The sequence below is a fragment of the Streptomyces sp. NPDC048416 genome, assembly GCF_043200435.1.
In the GTDB taxonomy this organism is placed as follows: domain Bacteria; phylum Actinomycetota; class Actinomycetes; order Streptomycetales; family Streptomycetaceae; genus Streptomyces.
In genome coordinates, this window is sequence record NZ_JBICXU010000021.1 from 111,362 (window position 1) to 131,708 (window position 20,347).

A 20,347-nucleotide genomic window follows, 5' to 3' on the forward strand; every position below is an offset into this window, starting at 1 on the left:
CCCCGCGGGGGGCTCGGGGCGTAGGCTGGTCAATGGACTAGACCTATTTGGGCCGAGTCGAGCCCGGGTTACGGAGGAATGGGGTCAGATGAGCAACCGCGCACTGCTTGAGGTGATCGCGCTCGATGCGCAGGACGCCGTCGCGGCCCAGGCCGGCGGGGCGGACCGCCTCGAACTGGTCACCGACATCGCGGCCGACGGGCTGACCCCGCCCCTGAAGACCTTCGCGGCGATCCGCGCGGCCGTCGACATCCCCCTGCGCGTGATGCTGCGGGCGGCGGACGGGTTCGCGGCGGGGGACATCGACGCGCTCGTACGGGACGCGCAGGCGCTGCGCGCCGAGGGAGCGGAGGAGTTCGTGCTGGGCTTCCTCGACGAGACCGGCGCGCCCGACATGGCGGCCGTGCGCGCCCTCGCCTCCGCGCTTTCCGGGTGCCGCTGGACCTTCCACCGGGCCATCGACCGCGCCGCCTCCCGGGATGCCCTGCGCAAGGAACTCTCCGGACTTCCAGGCCTTGATACGTACCTCACCGCAGGGTCCGCACACGGCGTCGAGGACGGACTGTCCGTGCTTGTCGCGGAAGCCGCACGTCGGGGTGAGCCGGGGTACGAGCCGCAGATCCTCGTCGGAGGCGGGCTCTCCCTCTCCCACCTGCCGGTGCTGCTGGGTGCGGGCATCGACGCGGTGCACATCGGCGGGGCGTCCCGTCCTGGCGGATGGTCCGCCCCGGTGTCCTCGGTGGCCGTCGCCGAGTGGCGGGCGGCGCTTGACGCGTAGCGGGGTGCGGGGCGCCTCTTCTGCCCCGGGTTGGGCGGCTCTGGTCGGCCTGGGGCTCCGCCCCGGGGGTTTTCCCACCCACCCGCCCGTGCGGCTACTTGAGGGTGCGGCTCCCTGGGGCTGCGCCCCAGACCCCGGGGGTTCGCCCGCCCACCCGCCCGTGCGGCTACTTGAAGGTGCAGGTCCCTGGGGCTGCGCCCCAGACCCCCTGAGGGGCTCCGCCCCCTGCACCCCGGCGGGGGCTCCGCCCCCGTTCGCGCCTGAACGGCGCTCGTCCTCAAATGCCGGACAGGCTGAGGATGCCGATGTCGGCCGGCGCCGGCCCTGCGTCCCTTCGCCGCACTCAGGCGCGGCCAGGGCGACAGTCACCCACCCCCGAGGGACTTGAACGCCGCATCCAGATCCGTGACGAAGGACTGCCACGACGGGAGGCAGGCCACCGGGCCTTCCGGGTCCAGGAGTTCGAGCATGCGTAGCCGGTGCTGCGAGAAGCGCTTCTGGAACTGGGCGAGGCGGCGCCCTTTGTACTCGCTGGCCCTCGCGAGCGAGTCCTTGAGGAGTTGTTTGGGGTCGGCGATCTTTTCCGCTGCCACGCCCTTGGGGAGATCCAGGCTGACACGGCCGCGCGGGTTCTCAGCGACCTGACGCAGACACGTCTCGTCGAGCAGCAGCCACGCCTCCAGCATGCGAACAGGAATCACGGCGACGTGCCGGAGCCCGGGCCATTCGGCGCTCACGGCCGCCTCCACCTCGTTCCTGCGGTCCTGGGCCGGGCCCCGGTCGGCGTCCCGTTGCACCACAACCAAGTCGTAGTCGCCACCGAGCCGACGGGCCGCCTGTAGTTTCTCCGGTACGGAATGGCCGGTAGGCAGCCGGAGCAGACCGAAGTCGGGGACGGTGACGGAGACCCTGAGCCCCTTGCGAGCCGCCAAAGACTCGACGTGCGGAACGAGACCGTTGTCGCTGCTGCCCTCGCCGATGAACAGCACCCGAGCGGTCACGCGGCCCCCCAGCCCAGGGTGAGTTGTGCCCCGGCGGGTGTCGTGAGGTACGGCAGGATGTCGGCCTTCGTCACGAAGGCGCCGTCGCCGTGTGCCGCTCGCCACGTGTCGGCGAGCGGGCGCAGACGCAGGGATCGGTTCAGGGAGCCGTTTTCGCCTCTGTGGAGGGAGGTGTCCGCGAACAACAGGTCTTCAGGTGCGACGAGTTGCACAACCCCGGGGGAGTGGGTGTTGATGAGCACCTGCCGGAACGGATTGTCCGTGCCGGGTTGGTCGGACGGGTCGACGGCCAGATCCTGGACGAGGGCGACCATGGCGTTGAGGTTCGCCGGATGGATTCCGTTCTCGGGCTCCTCCATGCAGATCAGGCCGCGCACCGAGGGGTCTTCGAGAAGAACGCACAGGGCCAGGAAGCGCAAGGTGCCTTCGGAGAGGCTGCGGGCGGGCAACGTCATGCCGGCCACCTCACGCACATTCACCGTGAGCAGCTGTCGCACCTCGTCCTGATCGACATCCAGATCGCGGATGTGGACCCCGGTCAGATCCGACAGCCGCCCCGCGACCCTCGCGTACACCTGGCCGGCATCCGCACCCGGGGTGTCATGGGCCACGCGGAAGAGAGTCGCGGGCAGATGGGAGCCGTCGGCTCCCATGACCTGCGGGTCGACGTACCGGTCGGACCTGCGCAGCGCGGACGGCTCCAGGGCGAGCCGTCGCCAGGACTGCATTTCACGGCGGGCCGCAAGGATCGTCGGGTCGTCGCTGCTGGTGATGGTGGAGACGACGGTCGCGGGCGCCCGTGACGCTGCTGCCGGCTTCGGCTGGCCCCGGCTGCCACCGTCCTGGTGGATCCTGACGATCGACTCACCGGACTCGGTCGTCGTCGAGATGAAGGGGGCGCCGCCGCGATGACCTTGGATGACCGTGTCGCGAAAGTGCTTCGCGCTGTGGGGAAAGAGAAGGTGCCGGGGCGCCTTTCCCTTGGTGATGTGGCGCAGCGTCTCGTGGAGCAGGGTCAGCCGACCGAAGCGGTCCAGGCCCGAAGGCTCCTGGTAGCCGATCTCCAGCTCGTACCGGAGGAAGGTGGTGGTGGCTTCTGCCGCGCGGCCGAAATCGTCCTCCGTGCGGAGCGGCACGATCATCTCGGCGGCGAAACGCATACGGTGGCTGCCCGGCTCGAAGCCCTTCCAGAAGAGGTCACGCGGGTCTCCCTGGCGCTCACCGTGCACACCCCGGACCTCCTGGGCTGCCTCCATCATCGACTGATCGGCGAGCAGCGAGAGAAACTGGACGGCGTCGAAGACATTCGATTTTCCGGTGCCGTTCTCCCCTGCGATGCAGGTGAAGGGTCCGAAGTCGATGGACAGATTCAGGAGGTTCTTGAACCCGTGGACTTCGAGTCGGGTCAACATGGGGTCTCCGGAAGCTCGCCGGGCGGATCAGCCAAGCCTACTGGTGAGGGTGGTCGTCATCCCGCGTACGCGTCGGGGCTCCCTGTCGTGCGTGGGAATGATCCGCAGGGTCCTGGGGGGCGCCGACGTGAACCAGCCGGCGAGCCCCGGAGCCGACGAGCCTCGGAGCCGGCCGGCCACGAAGGTATGGCCGAGCATCGCCTGCGTCAGCGACTGCGTCATCGCCAGTGTCACGAGCCCAGCCTCGCTCAGCTGCGGCACGACGCCCACGGTCGGGCGCTGCGGGGCGAACTGCGGCGCGTCCTTCGGCAGGTCGTCGGTCTTCACGCCGAGTGCGGTCGCGACGGCGCCCAGGGCACTCAGAGCGTCCAGGGTGTCCAGGGTGTCCAGGGTGGTTGTTGCAGGCTGGCTTTGGGTGGCTTCGCATCGCCGCGCCGTCACCGCGGGGGTTCGCTCAGCTGGGTGCCACGGGCTGTTCGAGGAGTTCGTCCGGTCCGGCGTAGCCACAGCGCCGGTACAGCGGCGCGCTGCGTTCGGACGGCCACACGATCAGCGTGTCCAGGCCGCGAGTGTGCGCATGGCGGGTGACCTCGTCGAGCAGGGCCTTGCCCAGGCCCCGGTCGCGCTGATCCGGGGTGACGTAGAAGTTCGTCACGTAACCGAGGGCGTCGGAGCCAGGGAAGGGACTCGGGACCTTCTCCACGAGACACACGAACACGTGCCCACAAGGCCGGCCGTCCACCTCCGCCAGCCAGACACACCATGGCCCGGCCATCCGGGAACGCAGCCACCGCTCGCACTCGGCGACGAACCCCGCCTCGTCCTGCGGGACTTCACCCCCGCCGTCCTCCACCTTGAACCGCCAGCGCATGGCTGCCAGCGCAGGCGCGTCGTTGAACTCGGCCCGACGGATCACGACGTCACTCATGGCCGCACTCTCCCAGGCCGATCCGCCGGAGCGAAACCGTTTATGAGCGTCCCGGGATCCCCTGGAGGTGATCGCCTAGGGAGGGGTGGGTCCACGGGGGTGGTTCCTCAGGGCGTTCCCGGTCCGAGCGGTACGGTCAGTTGGGCCCACACCGTCTTCACCGGTGGCAGACCCTCCACCGTGCCCCAGCGGTCGGCGAACGACTGCACCAGCAGCAGGCCACGCCCCGACTCGCAGTCCTCCGGCGCGGGCACCGCCACCAGCGGCAGCCTTCTGTCCGCCCGCGTGTCGCTCACCTCGATCCGCAGGACACCGTCCTCGTGCAGCAAAAGACCCAACTCGAAGCCCCGGCCCGACACATACCCGTGCAGCACCGCGTTCGCGGCCAGCTCCGCCACCAGCAGCCCCGCCGTGTCCGATGCCTCGCTCCCGTGCGCGACGCCCCACGCGTCCAACTGCCCCAGCGCCAGCCTCCGCGCCAGACTCGCCGCCCGCCGCGTCGACGCGAACCGCTTCCTGAACACACGTACGGTAGCCGGGAGTTGACCCGCTCTGGGTTCTGTTCCGAGGTGCATGCGTCCACCGTGGCGGGGGTTCAGGCCCCTCGGCCAGGGCTTCGCTGTGTACGCTGCGCGAGCGTACGCGCACGCACTGTAGACGGTACGCAGCTCATGCCGTAACTCTGGGTGAGTTACGCACGCGGGGTGATCTGTTCACCGGGAGGTGGCCGCCGATGGCATGGGACCACGAGGGGCACGACGGGCACGAGGGGCACGAGGCTCAGGGGCACGACGGGGAGCCCGATCCCTCCGACAGTCTGCGGACGTTCGGCGCGTTCGTCCAGGCTCTGCGCGAACACGCCGGGCTCAGCCGCGAGGACTTCGCCTCGCTCGTCGGCTACTCCAAACACACGGTCGTGTCGGTGGAGTTGGGCCGCCGCATGGCTGACGCCGATTTTGTGGAGCGGGCGGAGGGGGTGCTCGGTAACACGGGGGCCTTGCGCCGCTCTGCTCAATTCCTGAATCGCCAACCGGGCCTTGCGTCCTGGTTCCGCAAGTGGGCCCGCCTTGAGCAGGAGGCCATCAGCCTGTACACGTACGAGTCCCGGCTCGTCCCCGGCCTGCTTCAGACGGAGGCCTACGCTCGGACACTGTTCGGGGAGCGCGTCCCGCCCCTGACGGACGCGCAGTTGGAGTCGCAGGTGGCCGCCCGACTGGAGCGACAACAGCTTCTGACCGCGCGGCCGAACACGTCGTACAGCTTCATCGTCGAGGAGCATGTCTTCTTGCGGTGTACGGGTGGCCCGGAGGTGACGCGTGAACTCATCGACCATGTGCTCGCGTGCGCCCGGCCTCGCAATGTGCAGATCCAAGTCTTGCCGCTGAAGCGCGGCGTCCACTCTGCGATGGACGGTCCGATCCGGCTTGTGGAGACGGCCGGTAACCGGTGGTTCGGTTACTGCGAGGGACAGGAAAGCGGCCAGTTCGTCACCGATCCCAAAGTGATCAGCACGCTTCATATGCGGTATGCGAAACTTCGCTCACAGGCCCTCAGCTACGAGGACTCCGTGAGGCTGTTGAAGCAACTGCGAGGAGCGCTATGAGCAGCATCGCACTCGACTGGTTTAAGAGCAGCTACAGCGGAAGCTCTGGCGACGACTGCATCGAAGTCGCCCTAGCCTGGCAGAAGTCGACCTACAGCAGCGGCTCCAGCGGCGACTGCGTCGAGGTCGCCCCATGCTGGGGCAAGTCCACCTACAGCAGCGCCCAAGGCGACAGCTGCGTCGAGGTGGCCGCCTGCCCCACCCTCATCCACATCCGGGACTCCAAGGACAAGGCCGGGCCCCAGCTCGCGCTCTCGCCCGTCGCGTGGGGCGAGTTCGTCGCGTACGCCGGGGCCGGGCGGGGCTGACCGGGGCGTCAGGCCAGGCCCGCTGCGATCGCGCGGCGTACCGCGTCCGCGCGGTCGCGGATGTCGGCCTTCGCGAACAGGTTGTTGATGTGTGTCTTCACCGTCGCCTCGCTGATGAACAGCTGCTGCGCGATGGCTCGGTTCGGCAGGCCCTGGCCGATCAGGGCGAGTACTTCGCGTTCGCGCGGGGTGATGTCGCCCGGCAGCGCCTGCTGTGGCGGCTGTGACGTGGCCGGGGCGGCGGCGGGGCCGGTGCGTACCGTGGCCAGCAGGCGGGCCTGGACTTCGCGGTCCAGGACCGACTGGCCCGCCGCGGCGGCGCGGATCGCGCGGGCGATGTCCTGGCGGCCCGCGTTCTTCGTCAGGTAGCCGCGCGCGCCCGCGCTCAACGCGGACAGGATCGAGTCGTCGTCGGCGAAGGTGGTCAGGACGACCACGGCCACCTCCGGGTGCTCCTCGGTCAGCCGGCGCGTCGCCTCCGTGCCGTCCATCACCGGCATGCGCAGGTCCATCAGGACCACGTCCACCGGGCCCGCCGCGACCGCGGCCAGCACCTCGGTGCCGTCGGCGGCGGCCGCGACGACCTCGATGTCCTCGGACAGGCCGAGCACCGCGGCCAGCGGCTCGCGTACGGCGGCCTGGTCGTCGGCCACGATCACTCTCAACCGCCGTGCGCCCTGCGTCGGTTCGCTCACTGCGTCAGGTACCTCGTCGCTCATCCCGGGATCACTGCTTCCACCTGCCAGCCGCCTTCGTACGGGCCGGTCACGACCGGGCCCGCCGTGATCGTCCCCTTCAGGAGGGCGACCCGTTCCCGCATGCCGATCAGGCCCATCCCGCTGCCGACGCCGGCGTTCACCCTACGGGTCGCGGGGCCGTTGCGTACGGCCAGTGTCATGGACGTATCGGTGTACGTCAGCTCCACCGCCACCTCGCCGCCGGGTGCGTGCCGGGCCGCGTTGGTCAGGGCCTCCTGGGCGATGCGCAGGAGGTTCTGGGTGACCCGGGACGGGACGTCGCGCACGGTACCGGTGACGGTCAGCGCGTCGCGGTGGCCCGACGAGTCGAGCATCGCGGTCAGGCTCTCCACCAGCGGCAGGGCGTCCTCGCGCAGCGCGTGCACCGTCCACTGGGCCTGCTTCAGGCTCTCCTTGACCATGCTGTGCGCCTTCTGGTTCGCCTCGCGGACCTTTTCCAGGTCGCCGGTGTCCAACAGCGCGTCCGCCAGCTCCAGTTGCATGTTGATGCCCGCGAGGGAGTGGGCCAGGACGTCGTGGACGTCGCGGGCTATGCGGCCGCGCTCGGTGAGAATGGCGGCCTGGGCCTCGGCGAGGGCGGCGCGCTCGGCGGACTCCGCCGCGTCGAGCGCCGCCATGACCGCGCGGTGGCGGCTGCGGTTGAGCATGCCGATCAGGACCGGGATGCCGGTGGTGAAGCCGAGCGTCCAGGGCAGCAGGTCCTGGGGGCCGAAACGGAAGTACAGCACCACCGTGCACAGCACCGCGCACAGCGCCGCGAGGGTGAGGGCCGCGCGGGGCTGAAGGCGGAACCCGATGTGCCCGACGATGAAGTACGCGAACAGGTAGCTCACGCCGCCGGTGCTCACGGAGATCAGGGCGGCCGCGGCGAGGACGCCGAAGGTCAGCCAGATGAGGGTGAGGCGCGGGGAGATCTTGCTCTCGGGTACGTGACGGACCGCCAGCGTCAGGGAGTTGACCACGATCAGGATCGCGCAGGCCAGGCCCCGGCCGCCCAGGCCCAGCGGCTCAATCGTCCAGAAGGCGGAGGCCGCGACGAGCAGCGGGGTCGGGATCCACTGCATCCGCCGGTACTGGCCGGCCACGATCCGCGAGCCGGACCCTTGGTGCGGGGCCGGCCCTTCGGGCGGGATGCTCTGGGATGCGGACGGGGATCCGGGCTGGGCTTCGGGCACGGCGCGACCATAGCCGACGGTCCAGGGCTGGAGGCGGGGGCCGGGCTTCTGGTCGTGGCGGCGCGCTCCGGGGCTCGGGGCTGCGGTGGCCCGGACACCGGCGGGCCGGGCGTGAGGCGCATCGGCCCTGGCCCGGCGGTGGTGGTGGAGGGGGCGCACCGTCAGACCGTACGGTCGAGGGTGCGGACGGGGGCGTACGTGCCGGGGGCCTCGGCCTCGACCTGGCGGCGACGGGCGGCCACCATGCGGCTCCGGATGAAGATCGTGGCGACGCGCGTGACGACCTCGGTGAGCGCCATCAGGACGAAGGCCGCCACCCATGCCTCGCTGGTGGTGATGTGGTGGGCGATGCTGAACCGGCCGACGGTGTCGGCGCCGCCGTGGTCGACCCACACCTGGAAGCCCATCCGGGCGCCCATGCCGAGCACCCACAGGACGGCGGAGACGACGCCCGCCTTGATCAGCAGGTGCTCTCCGGAGACGCGGATCCGGGTGTAGATGCCGCCCGCGATGCCGAGCGCTGCGCCCGCGGCCACCAGCGCGCCGATGAGGACGAGGTCGTTGCCCGCGGTGGGGATGGAGTGGAGGTAGCTCTTGGCGACGAAGGCCACGATCCCCAGGGGGATGAGGAAGGTCTTGAGGTCCAGCCGGCCTTCCCGCAGCTGCCGGAAGACGACGAGGACGAGCGCGATGTCTGTGATCCAGTCGGTCGTTGTCATGCCTCAAGACTGCTGCCACCAGGCGTTTCGCACCTGGACCCAGGGGTGGAGCGCAGGGTGGAGATCGGTGGCTCCCTCAGGTCCACCCGGGGCCCGGACGGGTGGGTCGCCGGACGGGCGCGTACCCGGGACTCCCGGGTCGTCAGATGCGCCATCGCAAGGGACAGCAGGGTCAAGGCAGTTGAGGCGAAGGGGAACCAGCGGTTGCCCAGGACCGCGATGGCGGCGCTGCCGGTGGCGCCTGCCGCCGCTATGCCGAAGTACAGCGCGGTGGAGTTGAGGGACAGGAGCAGGGGGGCGTTCGGCGGGTCGAGGGAGACCAGGCGGGCGGGGAGGGCGACTGCCACGGCCCAGCCCGCGAGCGGGTTGAGCGCGGAGGCGATGAGCGCCGTCGTCATGGACTGCATGAGCCAGGGCAGGGCGAGCGTGACGGCCGCCGACACCGTGCCCGCCGACAGCATCACGGCCCGCGGGCCCCAGATGTCGACGACGCGACCGCCCACGTTGCTGCCCACCACCGAGAAGACACCGGAGACGAGCAGGAGCAACGTCAGGCGTGACTGGTCGCCGCCGGTCGCGGGGGCCGAGGCGACCGTGTAGTAGATGTACACGGTCTGGAAGGCCAGGAAGACCAGGAACGTCGTGGCGGTCGCGCCCAGGACCCGGCGGTCGGTGAGCGGGGCGAGCCGGGTGCGCAGGGAGAGCGTGTGGGCGGGGGCCGGGGCCGGAAGGTCGCGCAGCATCAGAGCAAGGCCCGCGAAGGCCGCCGCGCCCAGCGCGGTGACCAGCCACATCGTGAGCCGCCAGTCGCTGCGGCCGATCCAGGTGCCGAGCGGCACGCCCACTGCGGTGGCCACGGTCATGCCGCCCATGACCGTGGCGATGGCCCGGCCCCGGCGCTCCGGCGGTACGAGCGCGGTGGCGGCGGCGCTGGCGGTCGGGGTGTAGAGCGCGGCGCCGACGGCGGCCAGGACCCGGGTGAGCAGGAGGGTGCCGAAGTCCGGAGCGAGCGCGGACAGGGCGTTGGCCAGGGTGAAGACGGTGAGGGCCAGCAGCAGGGTGCGACGCCTCGGCCACTTCGCGGTCAGCGTCGCGAGGACCGGTGCGAGCGCCGCGTACGAGAGCGCGAAGACGGTGATCATCTGGCCGGCGGCGGCGACGGAGACGTCCAGGTCATGGGCGACGAGCCCCAGAATTCCGGCGATCACCATCCCGTCGGTGCCGACGGCGAAGGTGCCGAGAGCGAGCAGGATCAGGCGTAGGCGCATGGGTGGTCCCTTCCACGGGTTGCGCGGTGCGGTGCGGTGCGGTGTGGCGCGTGCGGTGCGGTGCGGTGCGGTGCGGTGCGGCGTGGCGCGTGCGGTGCGTGTGGTGCCGTGCGGTGCACGGTTACGCGCATGACGGCGCGCGCGGCTCGGTGCACGTCGGCGTGCGCGCGGCTCGGTGCACGTCGGCGTGTGCGCTTCCGTGCACGACGGTGTGCGTGGAGCGGCGCATGACGGCGTGCGGGAGCGGTGCGCGCAGAGTGCGAGAATGGTTGGACGTGCATCAAACCAAGTGCCTCGAATACTAGAGGCTGTTTGATGGTTGTCAAACAGTTCTGGTGGAAGAGAGAGTGCGGGCATGGTGGAGGCGAAGGCTCACGGCCCCGGCGGCGACAGCAAGTGGCTCACGCAGCCCGACGTCGCCGACATCGAACTGGTGAAGGTGCTGCACGCGCTGGGCGACCCGGTGCGGCTGTGGCTGCTCAAGGTGTACGCGGACGGCGAGCAGCACAGCTGCGCCCCCGACCTGCTCGGACTCGGCCATCTGCACAAGTCGACCGTCTCGCACCACATGCGGACCATGCGTGAGGCCGGAGTCACCTCCACGCGCGTCGTCGGCCGCAACCGCTATGTGCGGCTGCGGCGCGACGACCTGGACGCCCGCTTCCCCGGGCTGCTCGACTCGCTGATCAAGTCGCTGCCGTATTAGGCGAGTTGGTGGGTGAGCCGCCGGTCGGGTGGCCGGGTGGGTGGCCGGTCGGATTGCCGGGTGGGTTCCGGGGTGGGTGGCCGGGTGGGTCCTGGCGGGTTCTGGTGGGTCAGTTTCCGTGCGGGGTCGCGTCGGCGGCGTACTCCCAGAAGGTGTTCATCAGGGCCGGCGGGGTCGGGTCTGTCATGTTCACCTGGCTCAGCAGGATGGTGACCGCGCCGGTGGACGGGACGATGTGGGCGGCGGTCCCGGTGCCGCCCACCCAGCCGTATCGCCCGGGCACGTGCCACGGTTCGACGCGCTCGATGTCGACCGCGCCGCCGTACCCCCAGCCCTGGCCTCCCAGGAACAGCGTGGCGGCGGCGCGCTGGGCGGGGGTGAGGTGGTCGGTGGTCATCTGCCGCACCGCCTCCGGCGAAAGGAGCCGTCGTCCTTCGAAGGTGCCTTCGCCGAGCAGGAACCGGGCGAAGGCATGCACGTCGTCGACGGTGGAGACGAGGCCGCCCGCGCCGGACGGGAAGGCGGGCGGGCTGCTCCACTGCCCTTCGGGGCCGTCGAGGAGTTCCAGACCGCCCTCCGCGCGGGTCCCGTAACAGCTGGTGAAACGGTCCAGATCGCGGGCCGGTACGGAGAATCCGGTGTCGGTCATGCCGAGTGGTTCAAACAGGTGCTCGGTCAGGAACTCGGGCAGCGTACGCCCGGACACCCGGGAGATCAGGATGCCCTGGAGGTCGGAGCAGGTGTTGTACAGCCAGGCCTCACCGGGGTGGTGCAGCAACGGAACGCGGCTGAGCCGGGCGAGCCATTCGTCCGTCGCCGGTACCGCCTGGGGCTGCGGTGGCGCCTGGTGGAGCTCGGCGAAGAGCGGCTGGACGGCGGGCAGCGAGAAGTCGGACGGGAACCCGTACCCGGCGCGGAAATCGAGCAGATCGGCCACCGTGATCGGCCATCGGGCGGGGACGACGTCGTCGACCGGGGAGGACGGCGTACGGACGACCACGGGCGCGGCCAGCTCCGGCAGCCACGTCGCGATCGGGTCGCTCGGCGCGAGCCGCCCGTCGTCGACCAGCATCATGACCGCCGCGGCGGTCATGGGTTTGCTGACCGAGGCGATGCGGAAGAGGGAGTCCCTGGTCATCGGGGAGGCGCCGCCGAGCTCCCGGGAGCCCGCGACCGTTACCTCCACGGCATCACCCCGGGCCACCAGGGCCACCGCGCCCGGCACCGTTCCGTCGTCGACATACGCGTCCAGGATCTTGCGCAACGCGCTCATGGGCCCACCTTTTCGAAGTCCGGCTGTCGAGGTCGCTCGAAGGGGAGACTGTCGCGGGGGCGCGGAGTCATCGCTCGGGATCACCTCTCTTCCCGGTTCTCCGCGGTCCTCCGCGGTCCTCCGCGGTTCTTCCTGGTCCTTCCTGGTTCTTCCCGGCCGCTCGGCGCCGCCTCGCGGTACGTCACCGCGAGGGTCCGGACGGGACGCGGAGGCGCGCCTAGGAGAGCTGCGGTGGCAGCGGGGTCGCGTGGAGGACGGTCAGGCCCGATACCGCTCGGGTCAGGGCCACATACAGGCGGCGCAGGCCGGTGCGTTCGTCCGGCTCGCCCTCGACCACGGCGGCGGGCTCGTCGAGCACCACGTAGTCGTACTCCAGGCCCTTGGCGAGCGAGGCCGGGACCAGAGTCAAGCGGGACTGCGAGGTCGTCTCCTCGCCCGGCGCCAGGTACGGGAGCCCGGCGGCCTCAAGTGCCTTGCCCAGTACGGGAATACGGGCGTCGGCGGCGATCAGGCCGATCGAGCCCTCGTGCTCAAGGGACGCCACGCACGCGGCCACCACGTCCGCGTCCAGGTCGTCCGAGCCGCGCACGTCCAGCGAGCCCGGTGCCTCACGCACCGACTCCACCGCCGTCAAGCCGGGCGAGATCGACGGCAGCAGCCTCGACGCGTACGCGATGACCTCGCGCGGCACGCGGAAACCGGCCGTCAGCTCCTCGACGACCGCCTCCTCCTTGCCGAGATGGCGCAGCGCCTCGGCCCAACTGGCCGTCGCCCAGGGCGTGGTGCCCTGCGCGAGGTCGCCCAGCACGGTCGCCGAACCGGTCGTGCAGCGCCGGCCGACCGCGCGGTACTGCATGGGGGAGAGGTCCTGCGCCTCGTCGAGCACGACATGGCCGAGCGAGTGGGTGCGGGAGACCAGGTCGTTCGCCTCGTCGATGAGGACGGCGTCCGCCGCCGACCACTTCGCCGACTTCACGCTGCGGGCGGGCCTGGGGGAGAGGACCGCCCGCTGCTCGTCGGCGGTGAGGACGCCTTCGGCGTGCGCGGCAAGGAACTCGGGCTCGTTCAGGAGGCGCAGCACCAGCTTCGCCGGGTCCACCGGGGGCCAGATCGCCTTGACGGCGGCCTTCACGGCGGTGTTGCGGGCCACCGCGTCCTGCACGCGGTCGTCGGGGGCCTCGCCCGCCTGCTCCATCCGTACGAGGACGGTGTGCGCGATGCGCTGCGGCAGGGCCTCGCGGGCGGCGCCGTAGCGGATGTCGCGTGCGGTCAACTCCTCGACGATCGTGGTGAGTTCGTACGCCGGTACCCGCCAGCGACGCGAACCGCGCACCACCACGAGGGGTTCGGCCGGGGGTGTCACGTGCGACCACAGCGCGCGGCGCAGCACCTCGGCCATGCGGGCGTCGCCCTTGACCACGGCCGACTCCGCGGGGTCGGCGCCGCGCACCTCGACATCCTTCGCCACGAGGTCGTCCACCGTGGCCTGCTTCACCTCCAACTCGCCCAGGGCGGGCAGGACTTGCTCGATGTAGTGCAGGAACGACCTGTTCGGCCCGATGACCAGGGTGCCGGTGCGGGCGAGGCGGTCGCGGTGGGCGTAGAGGAGGTATGCGACCCGGTGCAGGCCGACGGCCGTCTTACCGGTGCCGGGGCCTCCCTGCACGCACACGCTGCCGCTCAGGCCCGACCGTACGATCTCGTCCTGCTCGGGCTGGATGGTGGCGACGATGTCGCGCATCGGGCCCACGCGGGGGCGCTCGATCTCCGCCTGGAGGAGCTTGCTGGTCCGGGTGGTCTCCGTGGGGTCCGTCAGGTGTTCGTCCTCGTACGCCGTCAACTCACCGCCGGTGTAACCGAAGCGGCGCCGCAGCGCGACGTCCAGCGGGTCCTTCTTGGAGGCGCGGTAGAACGGCTGCGAGACGGGGGCACGCCAGTCGATGACCATCGGGTTGCCGTCGGCGTCGTGGACGTGGCGCCGGCCGATGTAGAACCTCTCGCCCTCGGCTCCTTCGGCGAGCTCGACACCGGGGGCGTGCAGGTAGTCCAGGCGGCCGAAGAAGAGGGGGGTGTGGGAGAGGTCGGCCAGGGCCTTGATGCGGTCGTCGATCTGGCGTTGCAGGACGGCGGCGTTCACCCAGTTCGCGGTGACGTCCTTGATGTCGAGGGCTTCGACGTCCTCGCGCATCGCGCGGAGGGCTGCGCGGGAGTGGGCGAGGTGGGTGCGTTCGCGGAGGAGGGGGGCGGGGTCCTGGGGGCCTTGGGGGGCTCGGGCCTCTGTGTCCTGGGGGGCCTGGGCTGCTGGGACCTCTTGCGCGTCGTGGGCGTGCGTGGGCACGGGGTTGCCTCCGGCGGGGTTGGGCACGGGGTCGTTCGGGCTGCCTCCCGGTTTCCGGACGGGGGGCGGCGCGGCGCTCCACGGGGGGAGGCAGGCGGGACGGGGGATTCTAGCCAGGGGGCCAGGGCGGAGCGAATGGTTTTCACCCTGCGCAGCCCCGACCGCCCGGGGCCGCGCCCCCGACCCCTTTGGGGTGCGGCCCTGACTCCCTTGGGGTGCGGCCCCGGGCCCTTTGGGGTGCGGCCCTGACTCCCTTGGGGTGCGGCCCTGACTCCCTTGGGGTGCGGCCCCGGGCCCTTTGGGGTGCGGCCCCGGGCCCGAGGGTCCCCCCACTGCGGGCTGTGTCCGGGTGGGGAGTCAGGGGGTCAGGGGGTCAGGAAGGGGAGGTTCAGGGTTTGCAGGCGGTTTGGGTCCGCCAGGATGTTCAGTTCGGTGATTTTCCCGGCCGGACCCACCGTGAAGGCGAGCACCGAGAGCGCCCGGCCCCCCGACGTCGCCACGATGCCGGGCGCGCCGTTGACCAGGACCGGCTCGTTGTGGGCGGCGAGGCCGCGGAAGGCGGCGGCTTGTCCGGCGACCGCGCGTGCGCCCCGTACGAGCTTCGTCGTCGGCAGGGCGCCCGCGTCGGCGCGCAGGACCACGTCCGGGTCCAGGAGGGCGAGCAGCGCCTCGAAGTCGCCACCGCGCGCCGCGGAGATGAACGCGTCCACCACCTCACGCTGCCGCGCGCGGTCCGCGGCGCGCGACGGCGCCTGGCCCCGCACCCGTCGGCGGGCCCGGCTGGCGAGCTGGCGGGTCGCGGCCGGTGTCCTGTCCACGACCGTGGCGACCTCGTCGAACGGCACCGCGAACATGTCGTGCAGGACGAAAGCCAGACGTTCGGCGGGCGTCAGGGTCTCCAGGACCACCATCAGCGCCAGGCCCACGGAGTCGGCGAGCAGCACCTCCTGCTCGGGGTCGGGGCCGTCCACCGGGCCGAGCAGCGGATCCGGCACATGGACGTACCCGTACCCGTACTCGTACTCGTACTCCGCGACGTCGAGCGGCGCCTCGCGCCGGGTGCCGCGCGCCCGCAGCATGTTGAGGCAGATCCGCGCGACGATCGTGGTCAGCCAGCCGCCCATGTTGTCGACCGCGCCACTGTCGGCGCGGCTCGCCCGCAGCCAGCCCTCCTGGAGCGCGTCCTCCGCCTCGCTGAGCGAACCGAGCATCCGGTACGCCACCGCGCGCAGGTGTCCACGGTGCTCCTCGAAGCGCCGCGCGAAGTGTTCGGCATCGTCCAGCTCTGGCATTGCTGTCATTCCTCCGTCGCGTGGTGACCCTGCTCCGACACGGGGACGGGGGCGGATGTGACAGGGAGGGTGGAGACGGCGGCTCATACCCGTAGGGGACGGGGTCGCACCAGAGGACTACGCGGGGGGCGGGAAGGCTCAGCCCCCGGGGCGATGTGCCTGGGATGTCCGGAATTCATGATGGATACATGAGTGCAGCGACCTTCACCCCAGCCCCCTCCGTCCACCCCGGCACCCCTCGCGGCGCCACCGCGTCGGGCGCCGCCCCGCACCGTACGCACAAGATCGGCGACGCCGTCCGCGCCGCCAAGGTCCTTGCCGGTGCCGCGTTCAGCGTCGTCGTCATGGGCGAGTACGCGGAAGAGGCCGGGGTTCGGCGTCGGTCCTGATCCCCTGACGCCGAGCGGCCCGATCCCGTGATGCCCCGATCCCTGACGCCCCGATCCCTGACGCCCTGATCCGTGACGCCCCGATCCCTGACGCCCTGATCCGTGACGCCCCGATCCCTGACGCCCTGATCCTGCCCAAGGTCGTCGCGGGCGCCGCTTCAGTCGCCTGCGAGGAGTTCGTCCGCGTCCATGATCCGGTAGGCGTAGCCCTGTTCGGCCAGGAAGCGCTGGCGGTGGGCGGCGAAGTCCTGGTCGATGGTGTCGCGGGCGACCACCGAGTAGAAGTGCGCCTGGTGGCCGTCGGCCTTCGGGCGCAGGACGCGGCCCAGGCGCTGGGCCTCCTCCTGGCGTGAGCCGAACGTGCCCGACACCTGGATGGCGACCGTCGCCTCCGGCAGGTCGATCGAGAAGTTCGCGACCTTGGACACCACAAGGACGCTGATCTCGCCCTCGCGGAACGCGCCGAACAGCTTCTCGCGCTGGGCGTTGGACGTCTCGCCCTTGATGACCGGCGCGTTCAAGTGCTCGCCCAGCTCGTCGAGTTGGTCGATGTACTGGCCGATGACGAGGATCTGCTGGCCCGCGAACTTCCGTACCAGCGCCTCGGTGACCTTCCGCTTGGTCGCGGTCGTCGCGCAGAAGCGGTACTTCTCCTCCGTCTCGGCGGTCGCGTACGCAAGGCGCTCGGAGTCCGTCAGATTGACCCGGACCTCCACGCAGTCGGCGGGCGCGATGTAGCCCTGCGCCTCAATCTCCTTCCACGGCGCGTCGAACCGCTTCGGCCCGATGAGCGAGAACACGTCCGACTCGCGGCCGTCCTCGCGCACCAGCGTCGCGGTCAGGCCGAGGCGACGCCGGGCCTGGAGGTCGGCGGTGAACTTGAAGACCGGCGCGGGCAGCAGGTGCACCTCGTCGTAGACGATCAGGCCCCAGTCGCGGGAGTCGAACAGCTCCAGGTGCGCGTAGACGCCCTTACGGCGAGTGGTGAGCACCTGGTACGTGGCGATCGTGACCGGGCGGATCTCCTTCCGCGTCCCGCTGTACTCGCCGATCTCGTCCTCGGTCAGGCTCGTGCGCTTCACCAGCTCGTGCTTCCACTGGCGGGCCGAGACGGTGTTGGTGACGAGGATCAGCGTGGTGGCCTTCGCCTCGGCCATCGCACCCGCGCCGACCAGCGTCTTTCCCGCGCCGCAGGGCAGCACGACCACACCGCTGCCGCCGTGCCAGAAGCCCTCGACGGCCTGCTTCTGGTACGGGCGCAGCGCCCAGCCGTCCTCGGCGAGCTCGATGGGGTGCGCCTCGCCGTCCACGTACCCGGCGAGGTCCTCGGCCGGCCAGCCCAGCTTCAGGAGGGTCTGCTTGATCTGGCCGCGCTCGGAGGGGTGCACGGCGACCGTGTCCGGGTCGAGGCGGGCCCCGACCAGCGGAGCGATCTTCTTCGACCGCAGGATCTCTTCGAGCACGGGCCGGTCGGTCGAGGTCAGGACCAGGCCGTGGGTGGGGTGCTTGGAGAGGGTGAGGCGGCCGTAGCGGGCCATCGTCTCGGCGATGTCGACGAGCAGGGCGTGCGGGACCGGATAGCGGGAGTACTCGACCAGCGCGTCGACGACCTGCTCGGCGTCGTGCCCGGCGGCCCGCGCGTTCCACAGGCCCAGCGGTGTCACACGGTAGGTGTGGATGTGCTCGGGCGCCCGCTCCAGCTCGGCGAAGGGCGCGATCGCACGCCGGCAGGCGTCGGCCGCGTCGTGGTCGACCTCAAGAAGCAGGGTCTTGTCGCTCTGGACGATGAGTGGTCCGGTCACCTGGGGGATGTCCTTCCGACGGTCGGCCGCCCCGGAGGGGCGGGCAAACTTCCAGTCTGCCGCATCGGCGGCCCTGGTGGGGTGTCCGCGGTGTGCGCCGGGTGCGCAGGTGTGGGTGGGCGTGGGTTGGCTTACCCGCATCGCCCGGTGGGCCCGGTGGGCCCGGTGGTCCCCGTGGTCCCGGTGGGCCCGGTGGGGCCGGTTGCGTCGGCAGGGCCGTGTGGGGCCGCGCTTGCTGATGAGTAGATGAGTAGATGAGTATCGGATGAGTACCTGACGGCTGTCGGATGAGTACGGGGACGCTGCCCGTGGGGTTGGGCGGGCGATGGGATGGGGGGCATGACGACGCAGCCGAGTCCTTATGGGTACCAGCGGTACGCGACTGTGCGCCGGGTGCCGTTCGACGGGGCCGACGAGCAGTGGTGGGTGGCGCCTTCCGCCTGCACCGTGACGCTGATGCTGTCCGCCTGGTTCGACCTCACGGTGCTGTCCTGGGTCGGGTACTCGACGGGCATGATGGCGCTGTTCTACGGGGCGCCGGCCGTCCTGGTGGCGGTGTGCTGGGGGCTCCCGCACCGGCGGAGTCTGCGGGCGGCGCGGATCGCCCTGGGGGCGACAGGTGCGGGCGTGGCGCTGCTGGTCCCGAAGGTCCTGGCCCTGGGCTACTTGGTCCTGGTCGGGTGCGTCTGCCTGTTGTTCGGGGTGGCCTGGGGCCGGTAGGCCCAACACAGGGGGGCCCGAGGATAGGCGGTTGATCCCGGCGGGTCTAAGGTCTGGAATCCAGGACCAGAACGATGGGGGGCGCCAGGCCGTGGTTCAGGACGATGCCGTTGTCGGCTGCCCCGGAGTGCTGCTCGTCGCCACCCGTGGAACCGCCGGGCCCGGCGAGGTCGTGGTGAGTGTGCGGGGTGGCACGGAAGCCTTCCTCGCCTGGTCGGAGGAACCCCTGCCGAAGGGGGCGACCGTGCTCGTGATCGGTTCCCGTGGCACCCGCCAGGTGGACGTCATCGAGTGGGCCGATCCGTTGGACGCGTTGGGCGGCCCTTCCGCCGACGCCGGCTAGACGTCGTTTCTAAGGAGACAAAGGATGTTCGGTTACCGGGTGCCCGCCCCCGACGAGGCGATGCTGATCTCGGGTGGCAGGCGCGGTCTCGGGGGTGCCCCGTTCCGTGTTGTGACCGGCCACGGCAAGTTCGTCCTGCCGGTCTTCCGTAAGACCCGCTTCCTCACGCTGTCGATGTGCGAGGCCGAGGTCACCGAGACCTGTGTGACCAAGCAGGGCATCGCGCTGCACGTGCGCGCCGTCATCGCGTTCAAGGTCGGCAACGACCACGAGTCGATCGTCAACGCCGGCCAGCGCTTCCTGTCCGACCAGGACCAGATGTCGATCCTGACCGGCCGGATCTTCGCGGGTCACCTGCGGTCCATCATCGGCTCGATGACCGTCGAGGAGATCGTCACCGAGCGGCAGAAGCTCGCCGCGGAGGTCCTTGAGACGTCGAAGACGGAGATGGCCAAGATCGGCCTGATCGTCGACTCGCTCCAGATCCAGTCCATCGACGACGGCGACGTCGGCTACATCGACGCGATGTCCGCGCCGCACAAGGCCGCCATCCATCGGGCCGCGCAGGTCGCGCAGGCGCAGGCCACCCAGGCGTCGGTCGAGGCCGAGCAGGTCGCGGCGCGCAACCAGGCCGAGTACGCGCGGCAGACCGCGGTCGTCAAGGCCGAGTACTCCGCCGAGATCGACCGCGCCCAGGCGCAGGCCGCGCAGGCCGGGCCGCTCGCGCAGGCGCACGCCCAGCAGGAAGTGCTCGCCGCGCAGACCGAGCTCGCCCAGCGTGCGGCCGAGCTCCGCCAGCAGCAGCTGGTCGCCGAGATCGTGAAGCCGGCGCAGGCCGAGGCCGAGCGCATCAAGGTGCTCGCGATCGCCGAGGCCGAGCGGATGAAGATCCAGGCGGAGGCCGCGGCGTCGTACGACCGGGTCGCGCTCGACCGGATGCTCATCGACCAGCTGCCGCAGATCGTCAAGGAGGCGGCGGGTGGTCTCGCGGGGGCGAACGTCAATGTGCTGAACGGCGCGGACGGGTTGGGCGAGATTGCGGCGGGTCTTGTCGGGCAGGGGCTGACGATTCTCGACTCCGTCCGGCAGAACCTGGGCGGCTCGGGGGAGCGGCCCGACCCCAAGCGGGGGGCTCAGCTTTCGCTTCCGGGACTGCGGGGTGGCTCCGCCGGTAAGGAGGATGGGGCTGTCGATCTCGACTAGCCCCTTGCAGGGGGCCCCTCCCCCTCGGAGGGTCGGTTGTGGGGTGCGGGGTGTGCCGGCTTCTTGCGCAGTTCCCCGCGTCCCTCAGGGGGCCGGTTTTCGGGTGCGGGTCGTGGTCGCTTCTCGCGCAGTTCCCCGCGCCCCTGTAGGGCACCCGGAATCGCCTCTCGTGCCACCGCGGCGGAGCCGCGCAATGACACAGTCCCGCGCCCCTGTCAGCACTGGTGCAGGGGCCGTGCCGGGCAGCATGGGCATCCTCAGCCCGTCCGGCGATTGAGGACGAGCGCCGTTCAGGCGCGAACGGGGGTGCAGGGGGCGGAGCCCCCGCATG

General features: G+C 71.0%; 21 protein-coding genes. 8 read left to right on the top strand and 13 right to left on the bottom strand.

The genetic code is table 11. The annotated features are described in order from the left end of the window. Positions 1-88: 88 nt before the first annotated feature. Positions 89-778 carry a copper homeostasis protein CutC gene (locus tag ACGFW5_RS24345; protein ID WP_393836403.1) on the top strand — a complete coding sequence of 230 codons (690 nt, stop codon included), beginning with the start codon at positions 89-91 and terminating at the stop codon, positions 776-778. Between the two features lie 365 nt (positions 779-1,143). Here the strand turns inward: ACGFW5_RS24345 and ACGFW5_RS24350 are convergent, their stop codons facing one another. The 5 genes from ACGFW5_RS24350 to ACGFW5_RS24370 all read right to left on the bottom strand — a co-directional run bounded on the left by ACGFW5_RS24350 (position 1,144) and on the right by ACGFW5_RS24370 (position 4,694). Next, a complete protein-coding gene (locus ACGFW5_RS24350; protein ID WP_393836404.1) occupies positions 1,144-1,779 on the bottom strand; it encodes a hypothetical protein in 636 nt (211 codons plus the stop codon). After that, positions 1,776-3,191 carry an AAA family ATPase gene (locus tag ACGFW5_RS24355; protein ID WP_393836405.1) on the bottom strand — a complete coding sequence of 472 codons (1,416 nt, stop codon included), beginning with the start codon at positions 3,189-3,191 and terminating at the stop codon, positions 1,776-1,778. Before ACGFW5_RS24355 ends, ACGFW5_RS24350 begins: the two co-directional genes overlap by 4 nt. Positions 3,192-3,218: 27 nt before the next feature. After that, the gene (locus ACGFW5_RS24360; RefSeq protein WP_393836406.1) at positions 3,219-3,632 is read right to left on the bottom strand and encodes a hypothetical protein; all 414 of its coding nucleotides are present in this window, start codon (positions 3,630-3,632) and stop codon (positions 3,219-3,221) included. A gap of 13 nt (positions 3,633-3,645) precedes the next feature. Beyond that, a complete protein-coding gene (locus ACGFW5_RS24365) occupies positions 3,646-4,119 on the bottom strand; it encodes a GNAT family N-acetyltransferase (RefSeq protein WP_393836407.1) in 474 nt (157 codons plus the stop codon). Positions 4,120-4,226: 107 nt separating this feature from the next. Further along, entirely contained in the window at positions 4,227-4,694 is a 468-nt protein-coding gene (locus tag ACGFW5_RS24370) for an ATP-binding protein (RefSeq protein ID WP_393836408.1), read from the bottom strand. A 158-nt stretch (positions 4,695-4,852) separates the two neighbouring features. On the opposite strand from ACGFW5_RS24370, the gene ACGFW5_RS24375 reads away from it, so the two are divergent. Together ACGFW5_RS24375 and ACGFW5_RS24380 are read left to right on the top strand one after the other, a co-directional pair. Further along, complete coding sequence (locus ACGFW5_RS24375) at positions 4,853-5,722, top strand: Scr1 family TA system antitoxin-like transcriptional regulator (RefSeq protein ID WP_393836409.1); 870 nt, start codon at positions 4,853-4,855, stop codon at positions 5,720-5,722. Further along, positions 5,719-6,030: a DUF397 domain-containing protein gene (locus ACGFW5_RS24380; protein ID WP_393836410.1), complete on the top strand. Its 312-nt coding sequence runs from the start codon at positions 5,719-5,721 to the stop codon at positions 6,028-6,030. The genes ACGFW5_RS24375 and ACGFW5_RS24380 overlap by 4 nt, the downstream gene beginning before the upstream one ends. An 8-nt stretch (positions 6,031-6,038) precedes the next feature. Here ACGFW5_RS24380 and ACGFW5_RS24385 read toward each other — a convergent pair whose 3' ends face one another. From ACGFW5_RS24385 to ACGFW5_RS24400, 4 genes are all read right to left on the bottom strand, one after another. Continuing rightward, positions 6,039-6,749, bottom strand: a complete 711-nt coding sequence (locus ACGFW5_RS24385) for a response regulator (protein ID WP_393836411.1) — start codon at positions 6,747-6,749, stop codon at positions 6,039-6,041. Beyond that, a complete protein-coding gene (locus ACGFW5_RS24390; RefSeq protein ID WP_393836430.1) occupies positions 6,746-7,852 on the bottom strand; it encodes a sensor histidine kinase in 1,107 nt (368 codons plus the stop codon). The genes ACGFW5_RS24385 and ACGFW5_RS24390 overlap by 4 nt, the downstream gene beginning before the upstream one ends. Before the next feature lie 272 nt (positions 7,853-8,124). Then, entirely contained in the window at positions 8,125-8,682 is a 558-nt protein-coding gene (locus ACGFW5_RS24395; RefSeq protein ID WP_393836412.1) for a hypothetical protein, read from the bottom strand. Beyond that, a complete protein-coding gene (locus ACGFW5_RS24400) occupies positions 8,679-9,950 on the bottom strand; it encodes an MFS transporter (RefSeq protein WP_393836413.1) in 1,272 nt (423 codons plus the stop codon). Before ACGFW5_RS24400 ends, ACGFW5_RS24395 begins: the two co-directional genes overlap by 4 nt. A 355-nt stretch (positions 9,951-10,305) precedes the next feature. On the opposite strand from ACGFW5_RS24400, the gene ACGFW5_RS24405 reads away from it, so the two are divergent. Further along, a complete protein-coding gene (locus ACGFW5_RS24405; protein ID WP_393836414.1) occupies positions 10,306-10,656 on the top strand; it encodes an ArsR/SmtB family transcription factor in 351 nt (116 codons plus the stop codon). A gap of 109 nt (positions 10,657-10,765) precedes the next feature. Here the strand turns inward: ACGFW5_RS24405 and ACGFW5_RS24410 are convergent, their stop codons facing one another. The 3 genes from ACGFW5_RS24410 to ACGFW5_RS24420 all read right to left on the bottom strand — a co-directional run bounded on the left by ACGFW5_RS24410 (position 10,766) and on the right by ACGFW5_RS24420 (position 15,550). After that, entirely contained in the window at positions 10,766-11,929 is a 1,164-nt protein-coding gene (locus ACGFW5_RS24410) for a serine hydrolase domain-containing protein (protein ID WP_393836415.1), read from the bottom strand. Positions 11,930-12,146: 217 nt separating this feature from the next. Next, on the bottom strand, positions 12,147-14,117 hold the full coding sequence (locus tag ACGFW5_RS24415) for a HelD family protein (RefSeq protein WP_393836416.1): 1,971 nt from the start codon (positions 14,115-14,117) through the stop codon (positions 12,147-12,149). A 515-nt stretch (positions 14,118-14,632) separates the two neighbouring features. Beyond that, positions 14,633-15,550: a sigma-70 family RNA polymerase sigma factor gene (locus ACGFW5_RS24420; RefSeq protein ID WP_393836431.1), complete on the bottom strand. Its 918-nt coding sequence runs from the start codon at positions 15,548-15,550 to the stop codon at positions 14,633-14,635. A 197-nt stretch (positions 15,551-15,747) separates the two neighbouring features. Between ACGFW5_RS24420 and ACGFW5_RS24425 the strand changes: the two genes are divergently transcribed. Beyond that, positions 15,748-15,948 (top strand): hypothetical protein, encoded by a 201-nt coding sequence (locus ACGFW5_RS24425; protein WP_393836417.1) that lies wholly within the window; start codon positions 15,748-15,750, stop codon positions 15,946-15,948. Between the two features lie 158 nt (positions 15,949-16,106). Here ACGFW5_RS24425 and ACGFW5_RS24430 read toward each other — a convergent pair whose 3' ends face one another. Continuing rightward, the gene (locus ACGFW5_RS24430; RefSeq protein WP_393836418.1) at positions 16,107-17,750 is read right to left on the bottom strand and encodes a DNA repair helicase XPB; all 1,644 of its coding nucleotides are present in this window, start codon (positions 17,748-17,750) and stop codon (positions 16,107-16,109) included. Between the two features lie 339 nt (positions 17,751-18,089). On the opposite strand from ACGFW5_RS24430, the gene ACGFW5_RS24435 reads away from it, so the two are divergent. From ACGFW5_RS24435 to ACGFW5_RS24445, 3 genes are all read left to right on the top strand, one after another. Beyond that, positions 18,090-18,470, top strand: coding sequence for a hypothetical protein (locus tag ACGFW5_RS24435; RefSeq protein ID WP_393836419.1), 381 nt, complete (start codon positions 18,090-18,092; stop codon positions 18,468-18,470). Between the two features lie 91 nt (positions 18,471-18,561). Further along, positions 18,562-18,813: a hypothetical protein gene (locus tag ACGFW5_RS24440; protein ID WP_393836420.1), complete on the top strand. Its 252-nt coding sequence runs from the start codon at positions 18,562-18,564 to the stop codon at positions 18,811-18,813. Positions 18,814-18,837: 24 nt separating this feature from the next. Beyond that, positions 18,838-20,016, top strand: a complete 1,179-nt coding sequence (locus ACGFW5_RS24445; RefSeq protein ID WP_393836421.1) for an SPFH domain-containing protein — start codon at positions 18,838-18,840, stop codon at positions 20,014-20,016. The last annotated feature ends 331 nt before the right edge of the window (positions 20,017-20,347 follow it).